Source organism: Ruegeria sp. SATB045 (genome assembly GCF_059613525.1).
On record NZ_JBXWSR010000020.1, the window covers coordinates 24,545 to 46,574 of the forward strand.

General features: G+C 58.0%; 16 protein-coding genes. 9 read left to right on the forward strand and 7 right to left on the reverse strand.

Annotated elements, in window-relative coordinates; all coding sequences use genetic code 11:
• The first annotated feature begins 205 nt into the window (after positions 1-205).
• Complete coding sequence (locus AC2FNR_RS07670; RefSeq protein ID WP_496848589.1) at positions 206-2,581, forward strand: mechanosensitive ion channel domain-containing protein; 2,376 nt, start codon at positions 206-208, stop codon at positions 2,579-2,581.
• An 88-nt stretch (positions 2,582-2,669) separates the two neighbouring features.
• On the opposite strand, the gene AC2FNR_RS07675 is transcribed toward AC2FNR_RS07670, so the two are convergent.
• The 5 genes from AC2FNR_RS07675 to AC2FNR_RS07695 are packed head-to-tail and all read right to left on the reverse strand — an operon-like array spanning position 2,670 to position 9,890.
• Positions 2,670-4,025 carry a CoA transferase gene (locus AC2FNR_RS07675; RefSeq protein ID WP_496848590.1) on the reverse strand — a complete coding sequence of 452 codons (1,356 nt, stop codon included), beginning with the start codon at positions 4,023-4,025 and terminating at the stop codon, positions 2,670-2,672.
• Complete coding sequence (locus tag AC2FNR_RS07680; RefSeq protein ID WP_170769880.1) at positions 4,022-5,176, reverse strand: ABC transporter permease; 1,155 nt, start codon at positions 5,174-5,176, stop codon at positions 4,022-4,024. The genes AC2FNR_RS07675 and AC2FNR_RS07680 overlap by 4 nt, the downstream gene beginning before the upstream one ends.
• The gene (locus AC2FNR_RS07685) at positions 5,173-6,201 is read right to left on the reverse strand and encodes an ABC transporter permease (protein ID WP_496848591.1); all 1,029 of its coding nucleotides are present in this window, start codon (positions 6,199-6,201) and stop codon (positions 5,173-5,175) included. The genes AC2FNR_RS07680 and AC2FNR_RS07685 overlap by 4 nt, the downstream gene beginning before the upstream one ends.
• Before the next feature lie 13 nt (positions 6,202-6,214).
• Complete coding sequence (locus tag AC2FNR_RS07690) at positions 6,215-8,125, reverse strand: ABC transporter substrate-binding protein (protein ID WP_496848592.1); 1,911 nt, start codon at positions 8,123-8,125, stop codon at positions 6,215-6,217.
• On the reverse strand, positions 8,118-9,890 hold the full coding sequence (locus tag AC2FNR_RS07695; RefSeq protein WP_170354825.1) for an ABC transporter ATP-binding protein: 1,773 nt from the start codon (positions 9,888-9,890) through the stop codon (positions 8,118-8,120). Before AC2FNR_RS07695 ends, AC2FNR_RS07690 begins: the two co-directional genes overlap by 8 nt.
• 200 nt (positions 9,891-10,090) lie before the next feature.
• On the opposite strand from AC2FNR_RS07695, the gene AC2FNR_RS07700 reads away from it, so the two are divergent.
• The 7 genes from AC2FNR_RS07700 to AC2FNR_RS07730 all read left to right on the forward strand — a co-directional run bounded on the left by AC2FNR_RS07700 (position 10,091) and on the right by AC2FNR_RS07730 (position 18,081).
• Complete coding sequence (locus tag AC2FNR_RS07700) at positions 10,091-10,621, forward strand: class I SAM-dependent methyltransferase (RefSeq protein ID WP_170753598.1); 531 nt, start codon at positions 10,091-10,093, stop codon at positions 10,619-10,621.
• Between the two features lie 11 nt (positions 10,622-10,632).
• Positions 10,633-11,262 carry a glutathione S-transferase family protein gene (locus AC2FNR_RS07705; RefSeq protein ID WP_480866316.1) on the forward strand — a complete coding sequence of 210 codons (630 nt, stop codon included), beginning with the start codon at positions 10,633-10,635 and terminating at the stop codon, positions 11,260-11,262.
• A gap of 110 nt (positions 11,263-11,372) precedes the next feature.
• The gene (locus AC2FNR_RS07710) at positions 11,373-13,775 is read left to right on the forward strand and encodes a GcvT family protein (RefSeq protein ID WP_496848593.1); all 2,403 of its coding nucleotides are present in this window, start codon (positions 11,373-11,375) and stop codon (positions 13,773-13,775) included.
• Positions 13,776-13,777: 2 nt separating this feature from the next.
• Positions 13,778-15,319 (forward strand): trimethylamine methyltransferase family protein, encoded by a 1,542-nt coding sequence (locus tag AC2FNR_RS07715; protein ID WP_496848594.1) that lies wholly within the window; start codon positions 13,778-13,780, stop codon positions 15,317-15,319.
• Positions 15,320-15,991: a TetR/AcrR family transcriptional regulator gene (locus AC2FNR_RS07720; RefSeq protein WP_170354830.1), complete on the forward strand. Its 672-nt coding sequence runs from the start codon at positions 15,320-15,322 to the stop codon at positions 15,989-15,991.
• A complete protein-coding gene (locus tag AC2FNR_RS07725; RefSeq protein WP_496848595.1) occupies positions 15,988-17,292 on the forward strand; it encodes an NAD(P)/FAD-dependent oxidoreductase in 1,305 nt (434 codons plus the stop codon). Before AC2FNR_RS07720 ends, AC2FNR_RS07725 begins: the two co-directional genes overlap by 4 nt.
• A 57-nt stretch (positions 17,293-17,349) precedes the next feature.
• Complete coding sequence (locus tag AC2FNR_RS07730; RefSeq protein ID WP_496848596.1) at positions 17,350-18,081, forward strand: hypothetical protein; 732 nt, start codon at positions 17,350-17,352, stop codon at positions 18,079-18,081.
• Here AC2FNR_RS07730 and AC2FNR_RS07735 read toward each other — a convergent pair.
• Complete coding sequence (locus tag AC2FNR_RS07735; protein WP_496849119.1) at positions 18,078-18,437, reverse strand: DUF3307 domain-containing protein; 360 nt, start codon at positions 18,435-18,437, stop codon at positions 18,078-18,080. The two genes, AC2FNR_RS07730 and AC2FNR_RS07735, sit on opposite strands and share 4 nt — an antisense overlap.
• A gap of 244 nt (positions 18,438-18,681) precedes the next feature.
• Between AC2FNR_RS07735 and AC2FNR_RS07740 the strand changes: the two genes are divergently transcribed.
• Positions 18,682-21,678 (forward strand): cyclic nucleotide-binding domain-containing protein, encoded by a 2,997-nt coding sequence (locus tag AC2FNR_RS07740; protein ID WP_170753941.1) that lies wholly within the window; start codon positions 18,682-18,684, stop codon positions 21,676-21,678.
• Here AC2FNR_RS07740 and AC2FNR_RS07745 read toward each other — a convergent pair.
• Positions 21,675-21,962, reverse strand: a complete 288-nt coding sequence (locus AC2FNR_RS07745; RefSeq protein ID WP_170355056.1) for an ArsR/SmtB family transcription factor — start codon at positions 21,960-21,962, stop codon at positions 21,675-21,677. The genes AC2FNR_RS07740 and AC2FNR_RS07745 overlap by 4 nt on opposite strands.
• Between the last annotated feature and the right edge of the window lie 68 nt (positions 21,963-22,030).

Sequence of the window (22,030 nt, forward strand, 5' to 3'; positions counted from 1 at the left end):
CCACCAATGGATACGACCATCTAAGCCTTGCAACGCACCCCGCTCCTCATATTCAGTTTTTGTCAGATTGGAAACACTCGACACGTGCCTATTGTACCGCGCACCCAGTAAAAAACCGTTCCCGAAAACAAGCGGTTGATGATTTGAACACGCAAATGTGCTTTTGTATTGTGCGTTGCAAATGTCGAACTGGATAGAATCCCCTATGAAACCAAGATTTGGTGCCATCCTTGCCCTGTTGATCTGGGCGACCACTTTGGTGTTTGCAGTCGGGGCCACAGCGCAGACCTCGCTTATACCCGGTTATACAACGAACTCTGATACTGCGGCATCTACGACCGAAGAAGGCGACCTGGCTACTGCTATCCGGTCGGCCACCGAGGCCGGAGCCAGTGTCATCGTTATCGACAGTGCGGGCAAAGTCGTGTCTTCGGGTCAACAAACAGTATCGGCTGACGGTGCGGGCCCTTCAGACCCGATGTCTGATGGCTCTCAACTTATGAAAGCGCAGGAAAGGTTCTCTAAGTTCCGCGAGTCGATGCAATCCCGGCTCGAGGCGCTTCCTTATTCGATCTTCGAGGTCAAATACGTCCTGCGTCAGACCAGCCCCGATGGTCGGATACAGACCTATGTCGAGGTGCTGTTCTGGAACATCCTGTTCCTGCTGCTCGGGCGTTGGCTCTCAACCGAGATTTACGGCAAGCGCATTGCCAAAGGGATTGTCGTCGCGCGGTCCAAGGAAAACCCGCAAGGTTATCGCGAAAAAATGCCGTTTCTGGTGTTCCGCTTCCTTATGGGGATCGGGGGCACGATCTTTGCCATGCTGATGGCCCTGATCGTCGGGTTCCTGTTCTTTGGCGAGGCTGAGGACATCTCGATCCAGTTTACGGTAACCGCGATTTTCGCGGCCTTCTTCCTGTCGCGCACGGTCTCTGATCTTTGGCGCATGGTATTGTCACCTTATCTCAGCCAGTACCGGCTGCCGCCCTTTTCCGACCGGGACGCCAAGCGGCTTTATATCTGGGCATCGGCGATCGCGACTTACGACATTTCGGTCGTGATGTTTTCGACATGGGTTGCGGATTTCGGGTTGAACTACAACGTCTATGCCATGGTCTATGGCGGTCTGACTATGCTGGGCGCGTTGGGCAATGTTCTGATGATCCTGTTCAACGGCCGCGCAATTTCCAATGCCATCCGGGGCGGGCGAGCCAAAGAACAAGTGTCGTGGATACTGCGCTTTATCTCTTTGGCGTGGGCGCCAGTTTTGATCCTGTATATCGTTTTCAGCTGGTTCAAACTGGCCGTCGATCTGGTGCTGGAGAATGAAAACTCGATCCCTATCGTTGCCAGCAGCTATGCCATCTTCATGTCGGTCGTGATTGCTTATGGCGCAATGAACTATCTGCTCGAACGGTATTTTGACCGAAACCGTCAGATAGAAGAAATGAACGCCGAGGGTGAGATCGGCCCAGTGGAAGAGGTTATAGAGACCCCTCTGGCCGAAAAACGTGCGCATTCGATCGTGACCTATGAAGATCTGGCCCGTCGTGTCGCGGGTATCCTGGCCTTTGTGGTGGGCCTTTATGCGCTGGTTGTCATCTGGAACCCGGATGCCAGCTGGAGCGAGGAACTGCCCATCGAACGGTTCCTGGATGTGATGGTCATCATGTTCATCGGCTATATCCTGTTCCATTTCTTCCGCATCTGGATCGATACGAAGATCGCAGAAGAGATTGACGATGGCGGTGCCGAGGCCGAGTTGGGTGATGAAGGAGGTGAAGGTGGGCAGAGCCGCCTTGCCACTTTGCTACCCCTGTTCCGGGGGGCCATATTGGCTGTGGTCGTTGTCACCATTGTCCTGATCGCACTGATGGAGCTGGGCATCAATGTCAGCCCGCTATTTGCTGGCGCGGGTGTCGTTGGTCTGGCCGTGGGATTTGGCTCTCAGACCCTTGTGAGGGATATCTTCTCGGGGGCATTCTTCCTAATGGATGACGCGTTTCGCAAAGGGGAATATATCGACATCGGCGATGTGAAAGGCACGGTCGAAAAGATTTCGGTCCGGTCGTTCCAGTTGCGCCACCACTTGGGTGCGCTGAACACCATCCCCTTTGGCGAGATCAAAGTGCTGACGAACTATTCTCGTGACTGGGTGATTATGAAGCTGCCCTTGCGGGTGACCTATGACACCGATGTCGAGAAGGTGCGTAAGCTGATCAAGAAGCTGGGTCAGCAATTGCTGAGTGACCCTGTGATCGGCGACAATTTCATTCAGCCGCTCAAGTCTCAGGGTGTGATCGAGATGCAGGATTCAGCGATGATCATCCGCGTCAAGTTCATGACCAAGCCTGGCGATCAGTGGCTGGTACGCAAGAAGGTTTATCAGGAAATTCGCGAACTGTTCGCGCGCGAAGGTATCCGCTTCGCCCATCGAGAAGTGACAGTGCGCTTGGCCGATGAAAAAGCTACCGAAGATCTGACGCCGAAACAGCGCGAGGCAGTAACGGGCGCTGTTCAGGCCGCGATTGACGAGGACTATCTGGACGATATCGGCCCTGGTGGAGGGGATGACAGGTAGGGCGCGCTCCCGCCTCTTTTGGACACGTCTCTGACGAGACGCACTCAAAAGCGTTGGGCCGGGCCGCGCGTTCCGCGCGGCGGTTGCGCTATGGCTTAAGCGAAGGCCAGATGGGATCAGACGTTCCCAGTTTGGAGGCAGGCCGGGACCAGATCATATCCGTGCCACCCACGCGAAGGGCTGGTTTGAGGCGATGGCCGACACCCCAGTCGGATTTCTCAGGGGCCTGCGCATAATCGGTTGGGTTGGCGCGGGTGATTTCATTTGAGGTTTCGGCTTTACCCAACACGGCCAGCAACTCGGCCGTTCGGGCCAGAGACAGTCGCGCCTGCATGATCGAGTTGCCGACGGCCGCCTCGGACAACGCCGACAGCGCTGCGGCGGCCATCAGATAGCCGGTCGCGTGATCCAACGCCTGTACCGGCAGCGGCGTTGGTCTATCTGCTTTGGCCCAGCTGCGCCCGGCATCCGCGATGCCCGCGCTCATCTGCACAAGGCTGTCAAAACCGCGCCGATTGGACCAAGGTCCCAACCAGCCATAGGCATTCAAGGTGACTTCAATGCGGTTGGGTGCCAGCGCATCCCGTTTCGTCTGTGTCAGGCCAAGCGCGTCCAGTGCGCCAGGGCGATAACCATGCACGAACACATCCGTCTGAGAGAGAAGGTCTTGCACGGCTTCAAGGCCGGCGGGTGTTTTCATATCCAGATAGGCGCAACGCTTGCCCAGCGAAACATCGGGGATCACGCCGGGTTCGTCCCAGCCAGGGGGGTCGATGCGTAGAACTTCGGCGCCAAACCCCGCCAGCGTGCGCGTCGCAATCGGGCCTGCAAGTACGCGGGTCATGTCCAGAACGCGTAACCCTGCCAACGGACGTTCGGCTGTCGCTTGCGGTCGGTCGCGTAACGTAACTTGACGCGGATTGTGCCAGCCGATCAACGGATCGCGGGAGACAGCCCGGCCCTGTGGATGTTCCAGCCATTCCGAGCGGCTGCGCATTGCGGCTGTTGCTCCTCCCTCGGCCACTATGGCTGCTTCTAAATCGACGATAGACCATGTTCTGACTGCTTGGGCCACGGCATCCCTGTCAGGCTTGACCTTGAGAACTTTCAGGGCGGCCTGCCGATGGGCGGGTAGGTTCGTATGCAACCTGATCCAACCGTCGGATGCCTGATAGTCTCCGGCGATGGCGTCCCAGAGGCTGGGCATTTCCCACCCTTCCGGTTTGAACGAGAAACCGTACCACAGCGAGGCCAAACGGTGATCAACCGTTAATTCGGGCGCGTCGCTGACAAGGTTCAGCGACTTCATCAATCGGATGAGTTCCTGACCGACGGCCGCAAAGCTCGCGGTTGCCAGCTCGGACACGGCAAAAGCGCTGGGCCGCGCCCCGCTGCCGGTCACGCGGTAGCTGTCGGAAGCGGGAAGCGCAGAGAGCAGGGTCATTGTTGATAGGGGTCCAGACTGTCACGCAGCCCGTCGCCAAGGAAGTTGAAGGCCAGAACCACCACGATGATTGGTAGCATCGGAATTGCTGTCCACGGGTAGATCTCGATCGAAGCGAGGTTCTGGGCATCGTTCAACATTACGCCCCAACTGACGGCTGGAGCCCGCAAACCAAGTCCAAGGAAGGACAGTGCTGTTTCCCCAAGGATCATTGCAGGTATCGACAGCGTGGCCGAGGCGATCAGATGGGACATGAAGTTCGGCAGCAGGTGCTTGCGGATCACGCGGCCCGAACTTGCGCCCATCATCTCGGCAGCGCGGACGTATTCTTCTTCGCGCAGCGACAGGAACTTGGCGCGCACGGATCGCGCAAGGCCAGGCCAGTCTAATATCCCAAGAATGATCGAGATGATGAAGAACACAGCCACGGGGCTCCAGTTCGAGGGCACCGCCGCAGACAAGGCCAGCCACAACGGCAGTTCGGGCAGTGACCGTAGAATCTCGATGACGCGGTTGATGACCCAGTCGATCTTGCCGCCGAAATAGCCCGCCATCGACCCGAACAGGATGCCCAGGAAGAACGACACCGAGATACCGATCAGACCCACCGTCAGCGACAGTTGCGCGCCATAGAGAATGCGGCTGAAGACATCCCGACCCAGACGGTCGGACCCCCACAGGAACAGCGTTGCGCCTTCGGGCGCACAGAACAAATGCGTGTCCGACTTGATCAGCCCCGCCAGCTTGTATTCGGCCCCTTCACAGAAGAACTGAAGCGGGCGCGGATCGCTGGTGTCGGTCACAGCTTTCCACTGGAAGGTCTCAAGGTCGGCCTCGATCACCGTCGGGTAGACAAACGGACCGACGAATTCGCCTTCGTGGAACCAGTTGACGCTTTGGGGCGGGGCATAAAGATGCTCGTCATTGCGTTCATTCGCACCATAGGGGGCAATGAACCCAGCAAAGGGCAGCATCAGGTAGCACAGCAGCAGGAAGATGCCCGAAATCAGGCCCAGTTTGTGGGTGCGGAATTTGCGCCAGACCAGCAGCCAGTTGGGGGCGTCCAGATCGGCGCGCTCAAGCTGTTGCAGGGCGGCGTCTGGATCGAAGGGGGCATCGTCGACATAGCGACCGTCAGAGCGTTTGGTCATGCTTCACGCCCCTCATACCGAATTCGCGGGTCCAGCATGACCAGCAAGATGTCTGAGATCATGGTTCCAATCAGCGTCAGCAGGGCCACAAACATCAGGATAAAGGCCGACAGGAACTGATCCTGCGTCTTGAGCGCCGTCAGCAGGGTCGGGCCAATGGTCTGCAAACCCAGCACCACCGAGACCAGGACCGACCCCGACACCATAGAGGGAAGCAGGTTGCCGATATCGGCCACAAACGGGTTGAAGGCCACGCGCAGGGGATACTTGGTCAACATCCGCGACGGTGCCATACCCTTCGCGATGGCGGTTTCCACATAGGGTTTGCCCAGCTCGTCCAGCATGTTCGCGCGTAGCCGCTGCATCATCGCGGACGCGCCCGAAGTGCCGATCACGAAGGTTGGAACAATCAGGTGGATCAGGATGGACTTCAGCTTGTCCCAGCTCATCGGCTGCCCCTCGTAGATCGGATCCATCAAACCCCCGATGGGTAGGTTGAAATATTGGTGACCGTAGTAGAACAAGATCAACGCCAGCAGAAAGTTTGGCGTGGCCAGACCCAGATACCCTACGAAAGCCGAGGTATAGTCGATCCAGGTCCGTGACCGCGCCGCCGCGAGCACACCCAGCGGCAGGGCGACGGCATAAACAAACAGGATCGCGGCAAGGTTCACCACAACGGTCAGCCACAGGGTGTCGCCCACGATCTCGGCTACGGGACGATCGAACTCGAAGGACCAGCCGTAGTTGCCTTGTATCAGGCCTTCAAACCCATGTGGCCCGGTCCAGAACCCCATCCAGATCAGGTATTGTTCCCACATCGGACGGTCCAGAGCGTATTCTGTGCGTAGAAATTCCGCCTTGGCTACACCTGCAGACTGACCCGATGCCTGAAGCTCTGCGATCTGGTTGCTGAGGTAATCTCCGGGCGGCAGGTTGATGATCACGAAGATCAGCACTGACACCACAAGCAGCGTCAGCAGCATCGTGAAAAAGCGATACACCACGTAGCGCAGCATTACCATTTAGCTGCTCCTGTCAGTCGGCGAAGAAGAACTCGTCGGGTCGGTGAATACCAAAATGCGCGCCGGGTTCCCATGCCCACATGGCCTGTTCGGGTACGTTGCGCAGACGGTTCGATACTACGACGGGTTGTGGGGCACCATTCAGGATACCAATCGCATAAAGCTGGTCAGCGTGGATCTTCAGCATCTCGGTCCACACGGCTTTGCGCTCATCATCTGTGGTCGCGATTTCCCAGTCATGAGCCAGTTCCATCAGCCGTGCGGCTTCAGGCATATCAGGGGCTTCCCCTACATCACCACCGGTTTGATAATATTGACCCCATTTCGGCCAAGCCAGAAACACCTGATCCGTTGGGGCCAGATAGGCAGGTGATGTGTGGGCTTGCGGAATGCCGTCATCCCAGCCGAACCAGACCGAGGCCATGGTGTTGCCCGCAAATACTCGGTTGCGCAGGATGTCGCGGTCCAGCGGGCGCATTACCAGATCAACACCAATCTCACGCCACGTATCTGTCACGATCTGCAGGGCATTCTCGACCTCCTGACGCTCGCCTGCGGTTTCGATGATCAGCTCCATCGGGCGACCGTCAGGCAGAAGGCGAACACCGTTCTTGTCGCGTTTGTTCAGCCCGGCTTCATCCAGCAATGCGTTGGCCGTGTCGATATCATACTGCGCCCAGGCCTTGGCGTTTTCTTCGTTGTAGAAAGGAGAGGCCGGCAGGACCGACATCGCGCCCGGCTGTGCCAGTTTGAAATATAGCGCCTGATTTATCGTCTTGCGGTCGATGGCCAGCGAAAGCGCGCGCCGTACGCGCACGTCACGCAGTACATCACGCCAGCCTTCATCGGAATAGTTCAAGTTGGGATAAATCGCGATCTGGGACGCAACACCAGTTTTCCAAAGCAGTGTCTTGTAGTCCCCGCCGGCTTCACCTTTTTTCAGGATCGACGCATCCCGGAACGCCAGCCCGCGACCTTGAAGATCGGTCTCGCCTGCGTTGGTTTTTGCGGCAACCAGACCGGGTGCCACGATCTCCATCTCGACCACGTCGATATAGGGCAGTTGGACGCCCTTGCTGTCGATACGGTGGTAGTAAGGATTGCGCACGAAATTGTGCCGGATCTTTTTACCTGAGCTGGCGTTCAGCCAGGGTTGCAGCGTCGGCAACTCGTGATTGTCGAACTTATAGAGGTTGTCGAGTTTGTTGTGCAGTGCAGCCCAGCTTTTGACGCGGGCGTCCTCGACGTAAAAGGCCAGCTCCTCTGCATCTGCGAACTTCTCGTGATATTGTTTCAAAAACTCAGATGGGCGGTAGATAAACGGCGGGCGCGCCTGAGCAAGCGACTGCAGGAAATCCGGGTTTGGGTCTTCCCATTCAAAAACAACGGTCGTTTCATCCGGGAAGGTGACGGTCGGTGTCTTGCCTTCGACGATCAGAAAATCTGGTGGTCCCGACGGGCTGAGCAATTCATTGTTTGCCACGTCCTCCCACCAATACCGGAAATCCTCGGATGTGAAGGGGGATCCATCCGACCATTTGTGGCCTTCGCGTAGGTTCAGAGTGAATTTCCGGTTGTCTTCGGTGTCAAAGGATTCCAGCAGATCGGGCACGATTTCGTAGTTCTCATCGAACCCTACCAGCCGGGCGTAGCCATAGACGACCATCTGCCGGATGTCCTTCGAACGGGTAACCATGGTTCGCAAGGTTCCTCCCGGAGTGCCGAATTCGCGCCCCTTGGCGTTCAGATCGACGATCAGTGGTTCGGCGGGTAGGCGTTCTTGCACAGGGGGGAGGTTCCCGGCAGCCACTTCGGCTTGCCAGAAAGCGCTTTCCTGCGGGGTGGGTGTCTCGGCCACGACGGGCGGAAACCAAAACGCAGACAGGGCGGCTGCCAGGATCAGGGGGCGAGGGGTCTTAAACATGGCATCGTACCTTATGGCCGGGCTCCATCTCTACCAACGAAGGTATCACGGAGTCCGTAAATCGGAAGGCGTCTTCCCAACTGTCGGGGGAACCGGCGCCCAAAGCAACCAAATTCAGGTCAATGGGCCGGTTGATGTCGGGTTCCGGTTGAGCGGCAATCAGCGCCTTTGTGTAGGGGTGGTGCGGGTTGTAGAACAGGGTCTCGGGCGGCGCTTGTTCCACCACAAGACCCCGGCGCATCACCGCGACTTCGTCGGCAATGCGGGCCACGACAGCAAGGTCGTGAGAAATAAAGAAGTAAGACAGGTTCAGGCTGTCCTGCAGGTTTTCCAGCAAGGTCAGGATCTGCTCTTGCACAGAAACGTCCAATGCCGAGGTCGGCTCGTCGCAGACAATCAGCTGTGGGTCCAGCATCATTGCCCGTGCGATCGACAGACGCTGTCTCTGGCCGCCCGAGAACGCATGCGGGTAGCGCTTTAGCATGTCGGCGTTCAAACCGACGCGTTTCAACATGTCTGCCGCTTTGTCACGTTGTTCAGCTGGTGAGCCGATATTGTGAATCTCAAGCGGCTCGGTCATGGCGTCCTGAATGCGCATGCGCGGGCTGAGTGAGCTGTAAGGGTCCTGAAACACCATCTGAGCCTTGCGCTGAAACGCGGTGCGCTGGGCGCGGGTCATTTTATGGACCGTGATCGGATCGGCGTCGGGCGCGGTGCGAAACAGCACCTCGCCGCCCGGATCGGGGGGCTCGGCCCCTAGTGCAATACGGGCTGCGGTGGTTTTGCCCGATCCGCTTTCACCGACGATGGCCAGTGTCTTGCCGCGCGCCAGATTCAGATCGACGCCCCGACACGCGTAGATCATTCGATCGCCCTGCCAACCCTTGCTGGAGCGCATCGTATAGGTTTTGGACACATCCTTCATTTGCAGGATGAGGTCCTCATGGGGCATGGGCAGCCCTACTGCGTCCTTTTCAGGAATCGCGGGCGCGGCATTGAACAATTGCTGCGTGTATGGATGCGCTGGCGCGGTCAGAATTGGCGCAGCAGCGCCGGCCTCCATGACGCGGCCTTTGTGCATGACGACCACTTGTTCGGCCATGTTCGCCACCACGCCCAGATCGTGTGTCACAAGGATAAGCGCCATGCCCGTCTCGCGCTGCAGCTCCTTGATTAGCCCCAGCACCTGCGCCTGAGTGGTCACGTCCAACGCGGTGGTCGGCTCATCCGCGATCAGCAGCTCTGGCTTGGCGACCATCGCCATCGCGATCATCGCGCGTTGCCGCATCCCGCCGGACAGCTCGAACGGATAAGAATCATAGGCGCGCTGCGGATCGGGGAACCCAACGCGTTCGAATTGGGTCAGAACCTCTTTACGGGCTTGCGCCTCAGATGCGCCGCGATGCAACCACAGAACTTCGCTGACCTGATTGCCGATCTTGTGCAGCGGCGACAGCGACCGCATCGGTTCCTGAAAGATCATCGAGACCCGATTGCCGCGAATGTCGCGCATCTGGCGCTCGCTGATCGCGGTCAGGTTCTCCATGCCTTTGGAATCATTCAGAGTAATGGTCCCGCTGCGAATTTGCGCCGTGCGTGGGAGGATCCGAAGTGCTGCGCGGCACGAGATGGTTTTGCCAGAGCCGGACTCGCCCACCAGTGCCAAAGTCTGCCCGGCCTCGACGTCAAAACTGACACCTTGAACAACGGCCTCACCAGCACCGAACCCGATGCTAAGATCCCTGACAGACAACAACGCAGTCATGCGGGTTTTCCACCCGTTCGGCCGTCACTCGGCATAGGCTTGATCAACTCCCCGTGTTTTTTGACGCAGTTTCGCGCGGTTGCCCCTGTTTAGTCAAACCCGTTCTTGTGTTGAAATGTCGCGGAAATATGAAACTGCGGCGAAATTGCCTACACAAACCCTTGATGATTTGTCATCACAGGCGGTGTCGTTGCCTTGTTATGCGTCGGCAACTATCAAGGAGAGATTTCCCAGTGTCCGATCCCCAAAGTCGTCTTGATCTGTTTATCGACCGTATGGTCTCGCAAAGGGCTTGTCTGGACTTTGCCATTGACCAGACCCAGGACATGCCGGGACCGGTGTTCGAATTGGGGCTGGGCAATGGTCGCACCTATCATCACATGGTGCAGTATGTGCGGAACCGACCGGTCTATGTGTTCGAACGCGCGGTCGCGTCACACCCGGACTCGACACCTCCGGACGATCTGGTGATTCTGGGGGATGTCCGCGAGACGTTGCCGGCATCGCTGGACCGTTTTGGCGCAACCGCCAGCCTGATTCATGCTGACCTTGGCGGGCATAACCGCGAAAAGAACGACGCTTTCGCGCGGTTTGTATCCCCTTTGATCGAGCCGTTGCTGGCCGAGGGCGGACTGATGGTGTCTAGCGACCGCATGTATTTTGACGGATTGACCGAGTTGCCTTTGCCCGACGGGGCCGTCGCGGGGCGCTGTTTCGTCTATCGCCGCTGAAGGGGAGGCCAATGCTGTTTTATGATTGCTCGACCGCACCTAATCCGCGCCGTGCGCGGATGTTCTTAGCTGAAAAAGGGCTTGAAATTGAGACGCGTGACATCTCGATCGCCAAAGGCGAGCAGTTGAGCAATGAATTCCTTGCGGTCAATCCAAATGGCACTATTCCCGTACTGGTCACAGATGAGGGGACCGCGTTGACCGAAAACCTTGGCATCGCGGCATACCTCGAAGCCCGCTTCCCCGAACCGCCGCTGATGGGCCGTACCTCTGACGAAAAGGGGTTGGTTCTGATGTGGAACAGTATTGTCGAACAGCAAGGCGGTGCGCCGGTCGCCGAGGCGCTGCGCAATACCCATCCCGTTTTCGAAGGTCGCGCGATTCCCGGCCCGGCGAATTATGCGCAAATCCCGGAATTGGCCCAACGCGGGATCGAAAGGGTGAGGCGATTCCTCGACATGCTCGAAGGGCGCTTAGCGGAAAGTGCCTATGTCGCAGGTCCGGAGTTTACCCTGGCTGATATCTCGGCCTTTGTATTTGTAGATTTTGCCCGCGTCATAAAAATGCGAATTCCGCAAGAAAACAAAGCGACTCAGGCATGGTTCGATAAGGTCGCAGCGCGCCCCAGCGCCCAACTTTAATTTCGTTGAATTCAACCAAAACAAATCGCCATCACGAACTGTACATAAATGTCTAGACAGAAGTGAACAGTGCGTCTAGCGTCCCGTGTAAGTCATGCAGGGAGAGCGGGATGAAGTCTCAGTATCGCGTTGTGGTTATCGGAGGCGGGGTCGTAGGCGCTTCGGTTTTGTATCATCTGGCCAAGTTCGGCTGGTCGGATGTGGTGATGCTTGAGCGACGACGGCTGGCCTCGGGGTCATCGTGGCACGCAGCGGGCGGTATTCACGCGCTGAATGCCGATCCGAACATGGCGGCGCTGCAAGCCTATACGATCGACCTACTGAGTGAGATCGAGAAAGAATCAGGCCAGAATATCGGTTTGCACATGACTGGTGGTTTGACATTGGCAGGTACGCCCGAACGGTGGGAGTGGTTGCAGGCGAATTACCGTATTTTCCAGTCCATCGGCATTGATGACTGCGAATTGTTGTCGCCGGAAGAGGCGCAGAAACGCTGCCCGATCATGTCCACCGATGGCGTCTTGGGCGCGATGTGGGCTGATCGCGAAGGCTATATCGACACGACCGGTACGGTCCAGGCCTACGCGACGGCGGCGAAAAAGCGCGGTGCGGAATACTATGAGGAAACCAAGGTCGAAAGCCTGACGCAGACGGCCGATGGGTGGGAGGTTGTGACCGATAAGGGAACCATCACCTGCGAGCATGTGGTCAACGCGGCGGGGCTCTGGGCCAAACAGGTGGGGCGCATGGCCGGAGTCGAATTGCCGGTCTCGCCGCTGAAACACCATTACCTGATCACCGACACGGTGCCCGAGGTCGCGCAAGCGGATTTCGAGATGCCGATGACCGTGGACCTCGAAGGCTTCACTTATATGCGGCAGGACCAGAAAGGCGTTCTGGTCGGTATTTATGAAGTTGAGCATGAACACTGGGCCATGGATGGCGCGCCGTGGAGCTATGGCGAGGAACTGTTTCAAGAACAGCTGGATCGGATCGAGAATGAGCTGACGCTGGGTTTCGAACGCTACCCCTCGATCCAGAATGTGGGTATCAAGACTTGGGTGAACGGCGCATTCACTTTTGCGCCGGACGGCAACCCTCTGGTCGGGCCGGTGCCGGGCAAGCGTGGCTATTGGTCAGCCTGTGCTGTGATGGCCGGGTTCCTGCAGGGCGGTGGCGTCGGTAAAACGCTGGCCGAGTGGATGATCCATGGCGAGCCCGAAGCCGACGCGTGGCCGATGGACGTGGCCCGCTTTGGCGATTTTGCGCAAAACAAACGCTATATCCGCGAAACCACGGGGCAGTTCTATTCACGCCGCTTCGTGATGACCTATCCGAACGAGCAATTGCCTGCGGGGCGTCCTCTGAAAATGGCCCCGGCGCATGATGCTATGACCGAAGCCGGGTGTAAGTGGGGCGTCAGCTGGGATCTGGAAGTGCCACTCTATTTTGCGCCGAAAGGGTTCGAGGAAACGCCAACCCTGAAACGGTCAAACGCGCATGACATCGTGGCTGAGGAGTGCAAGGTGATCCGTGAGGGTGTCGGTTTGATGGATATTACCGGCTTCTCGCGGTTCGAAGTCAGCGGCCCCAACGCGCAGGTTTGGCTGGACAGGGTGATGGCTTCGAAACTGCCTGCGCCGGGGCGTGCCAAGCTGGCCCCGATGCTGGGTGAGAACGGGCGGCTGAAGGGTGACCTGACCGTTCTGAACTGGGGCGACGGGACGTGGTGGATCATGGGCAGTTATTACCTGCGCGCCTGGCACATGCGGTGGTTCGATGACCACATGATCGACGGTGTCTCGGTCCGCGATCTGGGCGAAGAATATTGCGGGTTTGCGGTGGTTGGCCCGAAATCGCAGGCGGTGGTCGAGAAGCTGGCCGAGCAGGATATCTCGGGCCTGAAATTTATGGGCTGCGGCGAGTTCGATATTGGTTTGGTCCGCGCCCGCGTGGCCCGTATGTCTGTGACCGGCGAGAAGGGCTATGAGATCAACTGCCGCTATGGCGACCACATCAAACTGCGTCGGATTTTGCTGGAAGCCGGGGCCGACGAAGGTATCCGCGAATGTGGCTTCAACGCGATGCTGTCCACGCGGCTTGAAAAGAGCTTTGGCATCTGGTCGGCGGAATTCACGCAGCTTTATACGCCGGGCATGACCGGGATGGATCGCTGGATCGACTGGGACAAATCCTTTGTCGGCAAAGAGGCTGCCTTGGCGGAACGCGACGGCAACGGACCGGCCCAAGTGCAGGTCACGCTGGAGGTCGACGCATTGGACGCTGACGCCAGCGGGTACGAGCCCATCTGGGCGGACGGCGAACGCGTGGGCTTTGTGACCTCGGGCGGGTACGGCCACTATACCGGCAAATCGCTGGCAATGGCGCTGGTCAACCGAGACAAGGCCGAGCCGGGGACCGAGTTGTCAGTGCATGTGGTCGGTGTCGAACGCTCTGCACGGATCGTTGCGCCATCACCGTACGACCCACAAGGCAAAGCGATGCGAGGCTGAACATGGAAGCTCAACGTGGCAGACGCAGGCGGGGACGTGGGGCCGAAGCCGCCCCCGCACCCAAACGGGATGTGAATTACCGCCAGCTCAGAAACCCGTTTCCGCCGATGGAGGTGTTCTCGTCGGATCAGATCGCCGACATGCACGCGTCGTCCTTACGTCTGTTGCAGGAACTGGGCATCAAGGTGCTGCTGCCCGAAGCGCGGTCGTTGTTCGCCAAGGCTGAGGCCAAGGTCGATGAAGACACCGAGATGGTGTTTATTGGCAAGGATATGGTCGAGGCTGCTGTCGCCTCGGCCCCCAAATCCATCGCTTGTCGGGCAGGGGCGCGGCATCGGGATTTCACGCTGGAATTGGGATCCTTGGTCTTTCAACCTGGTGCTGCGGCCCCCAACGCCACCGACCTTGAACGCGGGCGGCGGCCGGGATCGGGACGCGACTATCTGGAATTCCTGAAGCTCACCCATCATTTCGACGTGTTCCAGATGATCTCGCCTTTGGTCGAACCGCAGGATGTTCCGACCAACGTGCGACACTACTTCACGACGCGCGCGCAGATGGAGCTGACGGACAAGTTCCCTTTCTTCTTCTCACGTGGGAAACCGCAGGTTTTGGACAGTTTTGAGATGCTGTCTATCGCACGAGGGCTTTCGGATGACGCATTCCGCGCGGACGCGCATTGTTATACGATCATCAACACCAACAGCCCGCGCACGCTGGATATTCCGATGGCGCAAGGGTTGATCGACTTTGCGCGGCACGGCCAAATCTCGATCATCACACCGTTCACGCTAATGGGCGCGATGGCTCCGATCACCGTGGCGGGTGCTATCACTCTGTCCCATGCCGAGGCGCTGGCCGCGTTGACCCTGACGCAGCTGGCCAACCCCGGCGCGCCGGTGTGTTATGGGACGTTCACAAGTAACGTAGACATGAAATCGGGCGCGCCTGCCTTCGGGACACCTTCGCACTTTCAGGCGTCCTCGGCGGCGGGGCAGTTGGCGCGGCATCTGGGCCTGCCGTGGCGGTCGGCTGCAGGCTCGGCCTCGAACATCAATGACGTGCAGGCGGCGAATGAAAACCAGTTCGGCCTGTGGGGCTGTCTGATGGCCGGGGCAACCGTGATCATCCATTCGGCCGGGTGGCTCGAAGGCGGCTTGACCGTATCCTACGAAAAACTGGTTAGCGATGCCGAAGTGCTGAACATGGTGGCCGAGCTGTGCAATGGCGCGCAGGCCGGCGCCTCCGAGATCGGGTTCGATAGCGCGCTGCGCGAGGTCGACCCCAGCGGACATTTCTTTGCCACCAGTCAGACAATGGAGCGCTATAACACCGAGTTCTACCAACCCCATCTGCACGACTATGCCAATTTCGGCACGTGGACGGAACGCGGATCGGTCGATGCCAACCATCGCGCGACCGGGGTCTGGAAGGACATCCTTGCCAATTTCGAATCCCCCGTTCAGAACTCTGACCGGCTGGGCGATCTGCACGACTTCATTGCCCGACGCACAGAGGAGGGCGGTGCGCCGCCCGAGAGTTGAATGAGCAAACCGATCCTGCACCGCGACGACCCCGAGGCCGAGCCTCTGGTGGGTAACATAAAGGTCACGCGCGACGACTGGTTGAACGTGGCGATGGACGTCCTGATCTCGGACGGGATCGACCAGATCAAGGTGCTGAATCTGGCCGAGCGGATGGCGGTGTCGCGGTCTTCGTTCTATTGGTATTTCAAATCGCGGCAAGAGCTGCTGGACGCGTTGTTGGCACGCTGGCAGGCGACCAACACCGCCGGGTTGATCCGTCAGGCCGAGGCCCCGGCAGACACTATCACGGGCGCGGTGTGCAATGTGCATCGCTGCGTGGTGAACACCGATCTGTTCGACACCGCGTTGGATTTCGCCATACGCGACTGGGCGCGTAAATCGGGCAAGGTGCGCCGTGCGCTGGATCAGTCGGATGCGCGGCGGCTAGAGGCTTTGCACGCCATGTTCGCGCGCTATGGCTATCCCGAGGTCGAGGCCGAGACCCGAGCCCGCGTGCTGTATTACATGCAGATCGGATACGATCTGGCGCAACTGAACGAACCCATGTCTGTGCGGATCGCCATGGTGCCGCACTATTTGTTTGTCTTCACCGGGGTTGAGCCGCGCCGTGAAGAGATTGAGGAATTCAGCGCCTATTCCCGGCGCTACTGGACAGGAGATCCGTCATGACCCAACCAGACGCAATCATCATCGGAACGGGCGTGATCGGCGCAGCTATCGCGTTCGAGATGGCCAAGGCCGGGTGGAAAACCTTGTCACTGGATCGCAATACCCAAGTGGGGCATGGCTCAACCGCAGGGTCATGCGCGATTATTCGGATGCATTACTCCACCTTTGATGGCACTGCTTTTGCGTGGGAGGGCTATCACTATTGGCGCGACTGGGCCGCGTATCTGGGCTTGCCAGAAAACGCTAATCTGGCGCAGTTCCGCGAGACCGGGTGCCTGGTGATGAAGACCGAGGCCAACGGGATGTTGGAAAAACACATGGTTAACAGCGCGGATCTGGATTGCCCGTTCGAGGAATGGACACCCGAGAAGATCACCGAGCGCTTGCCCGTCTATTCCATGGACAGTTTCACACCGCCAAAACGCATGGACGATCCTGAGTTTGGCCAGTCCAACGGACGGAAGATGCAAGGCGGAGTGTTCTGGCCACAGGCAGGCTATGTGACTGATCCGGCATTGTCGGCGCAGAACCTGATGGATGCCGCCAAACAGCACGGGGCCGAGGTGCGAACAGGGGCCGAGGTGGTTGAAATTCTGACAGAGGCCGGGCGCGTAGCCGGGGTCAAGCTGGCCAATGGTGAGGAGATTCGTGCCAAGGTGGTGGTGAATGTGGCCGGGCCGGGGTCGGCCATCATCAACGGTATGGCAGGGGTGCTGGATGATATGACCATCGAGACGCGCCCTCTTCGGCAAGAAGTCGTGCATGTGCCTGCGCCCGAAGGGTTCGATTTTGAAAACGATGGCACCATCGTCTCGGACAGCGACATCGCGCTGTATTGCCGCCCCGAGCATGGCAACCACATCCTTGTGGGCTCGGAAGACCCGGAGTGCGATCCGCATCAGTGGTGCGAGGATGATGTCAACTACAACCGTGATTTCACCGACCAATGGACCACGCAGGCGATGCGCTATGCCCAGCGGGTTCCTAGCCTGGGCATCCCGTCTAAGACGCGTGGTGTGGTGGACCTATATGACGCCTCGACCGACTGGATTCCGATCTATGACAAATCCAGCCTGCCGGGGTTCTACATGGCCTGCGGCACAAGCGGGAACCAATACAAGAATGCGCCGATTGCCGGCAAGATAATGGCTGCTCTGATAGACTATGTCGAAGGTGGCGCTGATCATGACGCCCAACCGCTGCAGTTTACGTTGCCCTATATCAATCGCGTGATCGACGTGGGGTTCTATTCCCGGAAGCGCCCGATCAACGAGGAAAGCAGTTTTTCAGTTTTGGGGTAGTTTGACGCGCAAAACGCTCTAACCTTTCTGGGGACTGCAACAAGGCAGGACCCCAGAATGACCGATACTCAGACCCGAGTTTTGATTCTTGGAAGCGCGCCGGCTGCCGTTGCAGCGAAGGATTGGGAGCGTTCGCCATTTACGCACATAGTCGCGATCAACAACGCCTGGCGTATTCGTAATGATTGGGATGTACTGATCCACCCCGAGGACTTCCCGGTCGAGAACCGACCCGCCGCGACGCTTAGCAGTCAATCCATTGTTGGTGCCGCAGACTACGTACCTTTGCAAAATGGCTATGGTGGGTTCGTCTACGCGGGCGGCACGATGGCCTTTACCGCAGGGTACTGGGTACGGGCTGCGCTTCGCCCCTCTGTGTTGGCATATTTCGGCTGTGACATGGTCTACCCCAGCGCTGGAAAGACACATTTCTATGGAACCGGGGCGGCCGATCCTTTACGTGCTGACGTTACGCCCAGGTCACTTGAAGCAAAATCGGCTCGGCTTGGGTTGTTCGGTGCTGCTCAGGGATGTCGGATCGTGCGGCTTTCCAACGGGGAAAGCAGGCTGATCTATCCTTCGGTCGCTTCGACATCGCTTGGTTCGGTCGATCTGCCGTGCACGCATGGGATGAGTGCGGCATTGCAGCGTGAAAAAGAGCTTGGTTACTACGTGCCGTCGGGTCGCTATTGGGAGCATTCGGATGCGTTTGACACCGACCGAATAGATGAATTGGACAAGATGTGGCTGTCAGCTTACCGGCAGAGTGCGTTGGGTAAGGTCGCCTAAGCTGCGAATTTCACCCAGGCCCAGACCATTGCGACATAGGTTAGATTGTGCAGGCACTGATCCAGCCCGGCCGCGCGCCAAAAGGCCGCTTGCGTTGGCATTAGTTGCTTTTTGTCGGAATAGCTGGCCTTTGCGAAATCAATATTGAAATGAACGATCCATTCCAGCGCGGCGATGATAAGAATAAATGCCCAAGGCGAGCCAAATAGTAGGAAAACAATGACGGACCCCGCAACATGCACTGCCGCATGTTGTGCGCGTCCCATATGAAAATATTCCCCGCGTCCCGCCAGCATTTTCGGCGTTTGGAGGTAATAGTCCGCAAACATATGTTTGATCTGCAATAAGCAGAGCATCAAAAACACTGCGCCTAAATTGGCAGGCAAATGAATCCTCCCGACATCGTCCTGATTTAAACACTAGGCGGTAACTTGTGGTTGCGCAAATGAACTTGTTCACATTCGGCGAAAATCTGATCAAATTGGAAACTGTTTGCGTCGCTGGCCACGATTGCGGTAAATTCAAACCATTGGATTTGCGACAATGTCGCCAAGATCGGGTCAGTGATCCGCAACAGGGGCAGGTTCCATAGAACGCACGATTTTCCGCTTTATTTGGAAATACTCCAAACGCGATCAGTTGATCTTGCTGGCCGTGACTGCGACGCTGTTTCCGCTGCTTTACCTGACGCTGGAATTGCCAAAACGGATCATCAACGATGCGATCGGGGCCGGAAGCTCGGTGGTGAACGTGATGGGCTATCAGTTGCCGCAGACCACCTTCCTGATCATCCTGTGTTTCGCGTTTCTGGCTGCGGTTCTGGCCCACGGCCTGATGAAAATGCGGATCAACACGATGAAAGGCGTTCTGAGCGAGCGGATGCTGCGTCGTTTCCGGTATCAACTAATCAGTCGCGCGCTGCGCTTTCCCCAACCTTATTTCGAGCGCGTCAGCCAGGGTGAGATGGTCTCGATGATCACTGCCGAAAGCGAGCCGATGGGTGGGTTGATGGGGGACGCGATCAGCCAACCCGTGCTGCAGGCCGGGCAGATGATCACCATCCTGTCTTTCCTGTTTCTGCAAAGTGTCTGGTTCGGCCTTGCCGCAGTTGCCTTAATCCCAGTGCAGGCCTGGTTGATCCCCAAGCTGCAACGTCAGATCAACCTGCTGAACAAAAGCCGGATTCAAGAAGTCCGTATTCTGGCCGCTCAGATTGGGGAAAACGCGGCGGGCGCGTCGACGCTGCGCACGAATGGGGGGTGGCGGTACCGTCGTGCGATGATCTCGGACCAGCTGGGGCGGCTGTTCAGCATCCGTTTCGAAATTTACCAGAAAAAGTTCTTTATGAAGTTCATCAACAACTTCATTTCGCAACTGACGCCGTTCTTGTTTTATCTGGTTGGCGGTTTGCTGGTTCTACAGGGCTCAGTCTCGCTGGGTGCGCTTGTCGCGGCGCTGGCGGCCTACAAGGACCTGAGCTCTCCGTGGAAAGAGCTGCTGACCTACTACAATCAGACTCAGGACATGTCATTGCGCTGGGATGTAGTGGTTGAACGGTTTGCACCCGCGGGAATGGTTGACGAAAAACTGTTCGAAGGCGAACCAGACAGCACGCCGCGCCTGAACGGCGATATAACACTGGATCACGTCTCGGTCCGGGATATGGACGGCAATCAGGTTCTTGATGACCTAAACCTGACCTTTCCCGGTGGAAAAACCATCGGCGTCGCAGCCCCCAGCGAAGAAGATCGGCGCGCCCTGGCAGAATTGCTGACGCGCGAGATCATGCCTTCGTCCGGTCGGGTTGAAATCGGGGCGGAAAACATGGCCGACCTGCACCAAGGCGTCGTTGCTGCACGAGTTGGATATGCGTCTTCGCGCCCGGTGATGTTTCAAGGCTCGTTGGGCGACAACGTTATGATGCCGATGCGGTTCAAGCCGGTGACAGGCGGGGTCGAAGATCATGACTTTGCAGAGACCCGGCGGGCAGGGAATAGTGACGATCCCTACAGAGCCGAATGGCTTGACCCTTCGCGGGCTGGTGTTGAAAACGCCGAATCTCTGCGCGACTGGTGGCTGCATCTGATCGACGGCATGGGCTCGGGCGCGGCGCTTTTTCAACGTGGGGCAGAACAGGTCTTTGAACCGGGCGAACACCAGGATCTGGCCCGGAAGCTTATTGAATTGCGACCCCTCGTACAGCAGGCGGTGCGAGATGCCGGGCTTGAACAGCAGGCCCTGATCTTCGACTGGTGCTGCTACAATCCTGCCTTACCCGTTGCCGAAAACCTGCTGTTCGCGACCCCGCGTGTGCCTGTGACGCAGGACTTGCTGGCCCGCCAACCTGTCTTTTTGGGAGAGCTGCGAGAACTGGGCCTGGACGAGACACTGGTCAACCTGACGCGCGATGTGGTGGATATGCTGCGGCAGATCTTTGGTCTGGACGGCACAGACCATCCGCTGTTTCGAAAGCTGGGCCTTGAAGCACAGACTTATGAAAGCGCGATAGAATTGCTGGAGCAGACGCGGGATGAGGGGGTCTCGGGTCTGAATGACGAACAGCTCGCTAACCTGCTTGCCGTTCCCGTTGTGATTTCGGCCGAGCAAATCGGCCCGGCATTTTCAGATGAACTGAAGAACCGCATTCTTGAACTGCGCCACAGTCATTCGCATAAACTGCTTGAGACTTTGCACGACGTGTTTGTGCCACTGAATGCCGAAGAATTTGCGCCCGGCCTGACGGTGATGGAGAATGCGCTGTTCGGCAAGGTCAGCCAGATTGGGGGTGCGCGCTCGGACGAGGTGCGCAAACTGATCGTGGATGTTCTTGACCGCAACGGGGCACGGCCACAGGTGGTCGAATTGATCTATGACGTTCCGGTGGCGCTGGGTGGTCAGAATCTGCCGGCGGTTTTTGCCGAGCCGCTCTCGTTCACGCGCGCGACGATCAAGAAACCGGATATCCTGATTTTGGATAATGCGCTGGCCAGCTATGACATGGCCACGCAGGTGGCGGTCTATAAGAATATACGCTCTTTGCTGCCTGAGACGACCGTCATTTATCTGAACGATCAGTATGACAATCCGGATGTATTCGACATGTATGTCGAAATCCGGCAGGGTCGGGTGGTTTCAGATGAAGGACCTGCGGACGTGGAAGAAGACAGTGCAGCCTCGGCCGACTTGGCGCGCAAGCTGCGCGCGCTTGAGCAGACGCCGCTGTTTTCGGGTCTTGACCGTCGTCAGCTGCGCCTTTTGGCCTTTGGTGCCCGCTGGTTTGACGCCAAGCCTGGCGAGGTTGTGTTCCTCAAGGACGACCAACCCACAGATGGGGCCTATGTGGTGTTGGAAGGCGAGGCGGGTCTGTATCTGCCACAACCTGACGGACCGGATCAGTTGATCACAAAAGTTGGTGCAGGAGCGCTAGTCGGTGAGCTGGGCCTGATCCGCAAAGAGCCGCGCGCACTGAGCATGCTGGCCGAGACGAACCTGTCCTGCCTGCGGATCGGGGAAGAAGAGTTTTTGGCCGTTGTCGAAAACGATGCCGCCACGGCCTTTAAGCTGATGCAGGTGATTGCAGGGTATGTGTCAAACTAGTCTTGCGGTTTACAGAACAGGTCGTAAAGCAAACCAATCATTTGGGCCGTGTTTCCGTCCTGCAACGAATAGTAGATCGTTTTCCCCTCGCGCCGGGTCGACACCAGCCCCTCGCCGCGCAATCGCGCCAGCATCTGGCTGACGGCGGCTTGTCGGATATTCAGCAGGTTCTCAAGCTCACCCACTGATTTCTCACCTTCACCCAAATGGCAAAGGATCATCAGGCGGCCTTCATGGGCAAGAATTTTCAGGAACGCAGCGGCGTGCGCGGCGCTCTCTTGCATATCTGAAAGGGCGCTGTCCTGATCCTGAGCGTCTTTTTCCTTAAGTGTCACGTAGGGGCCTGCTTGTG

Excerpts from the sequence above, each read along its gene's own strand:
- AC2FNR_RS07725 (WP_496848595.1), top strand. The coding sequence starts at position 15,988 with ATGACCCAACCAGACGCAATCATCATCGGAACGGGCGTGATCGGCGCA.
- AC2FNR_RS07675 (WP_496848590.1), bottom strand. The coding sequence starts at position 4,025 with ATGACCCTGCTCTCTGCGCTTCCCGCTTCCGACAGCTACCGCGTGACC.
- AC2FNR_RS07695 (WP_170354825.1), bottom strand. The coding sequence starts at position 9,890 with ATGACTGCGTTGTTGTCTGTCAGGGATCTTAGCATCGGGTTCGGTGCT.
- AC2FNR_RS07745 (WP_170355056.1), bottom strand. The coding sequence starts at position 21,962 with ATGCAAGAGAGCGCCGCGCACGCCGCTGCGTTCCTGAAAATTCTTGCC.
- AC2FNR_RS07735 (WP_496849119.1), bottom strand. The coding sequence starts at position 18,437 with ATGCTCTGCTTATTGCAGATCAAACATATGTTTGCGGACTATTACCTC.
- AC2FNR_RS07680 (WP_170769880.1), bottom strand. The coding sequence starts at position 5,176 with ATGACCAAACGCTCTGACGGTCGCTATGTCGACGATGCCCCCTTCGAT.
- AC2FNR_RS07730 (WP_496848596.1), top strand. The coding sequence starts at position 17,350 with ATGACCGATACTCAGACCCGAGTTTTGATTCTTGGAAGCGCGCCGGCT.
- AC2FNR_RS07705 (WP_480866316.1), top strand. The coding sequence starts at position 10,633 with ATGCTGTTTTATGATTGCTCGACCGCACCTAATCCGCGCCGTGCGCGG.
- AC2FNR_RS07715 (WP_496848594.1), top strand. The coding sequence starts at position 13,778 with ATGGAAGCTCAACGTGGCAGACGCAGGCGGGGACGTGGGGCCGAAGCC.
- AC2FNR_RS07670 (WP_496848589.1), top strand. The coding sequence starts at position 206 with ATGAAACCAAGATTTGGTGCCATCCTTGCCCTGTTGATCTGGGCGACC.
- AC2FNR_RS07710 (WP_496848593.1), top strand. The coding sequence starts at position 11,373 with ATGAAGTCTCAGTATCGCGTTGTGGTTATCGGAGGCGGGGTCGTAGGC.
- AC2FNR_RS07685 (WP_496848591.1), bottom strand. The coding sequence starts at position 6,201 with ATGGTAATGCTGCGCTACGTGGTGTATCGCTTTTTCACGATGCTGCTG.
- AC2FNR_RS07690 (WP_496848592.1), bottom strand. The coding sequence starts at position 8,125 with ATGTTTAAGACCCCTCGCCCCCTGATCCTGGCAGCCGCCCTGTCTGCG.
- AC2FNR_RS07700 (WP_170753598.1), top strand. The coding sequence starts at position 10,091 with ATGCGTCGGCAACTATCAAGGAGAGATTTCCCAGTGTCCGATCCCCAA.
- AC2FNR_RS07720 (WP_170354830.1), top strand. The coding sequence starts at position 15,320 with ATGAGCAAACCGATCCTGCACCGCGACGACCCCGAGGCCGAGCCTCTG.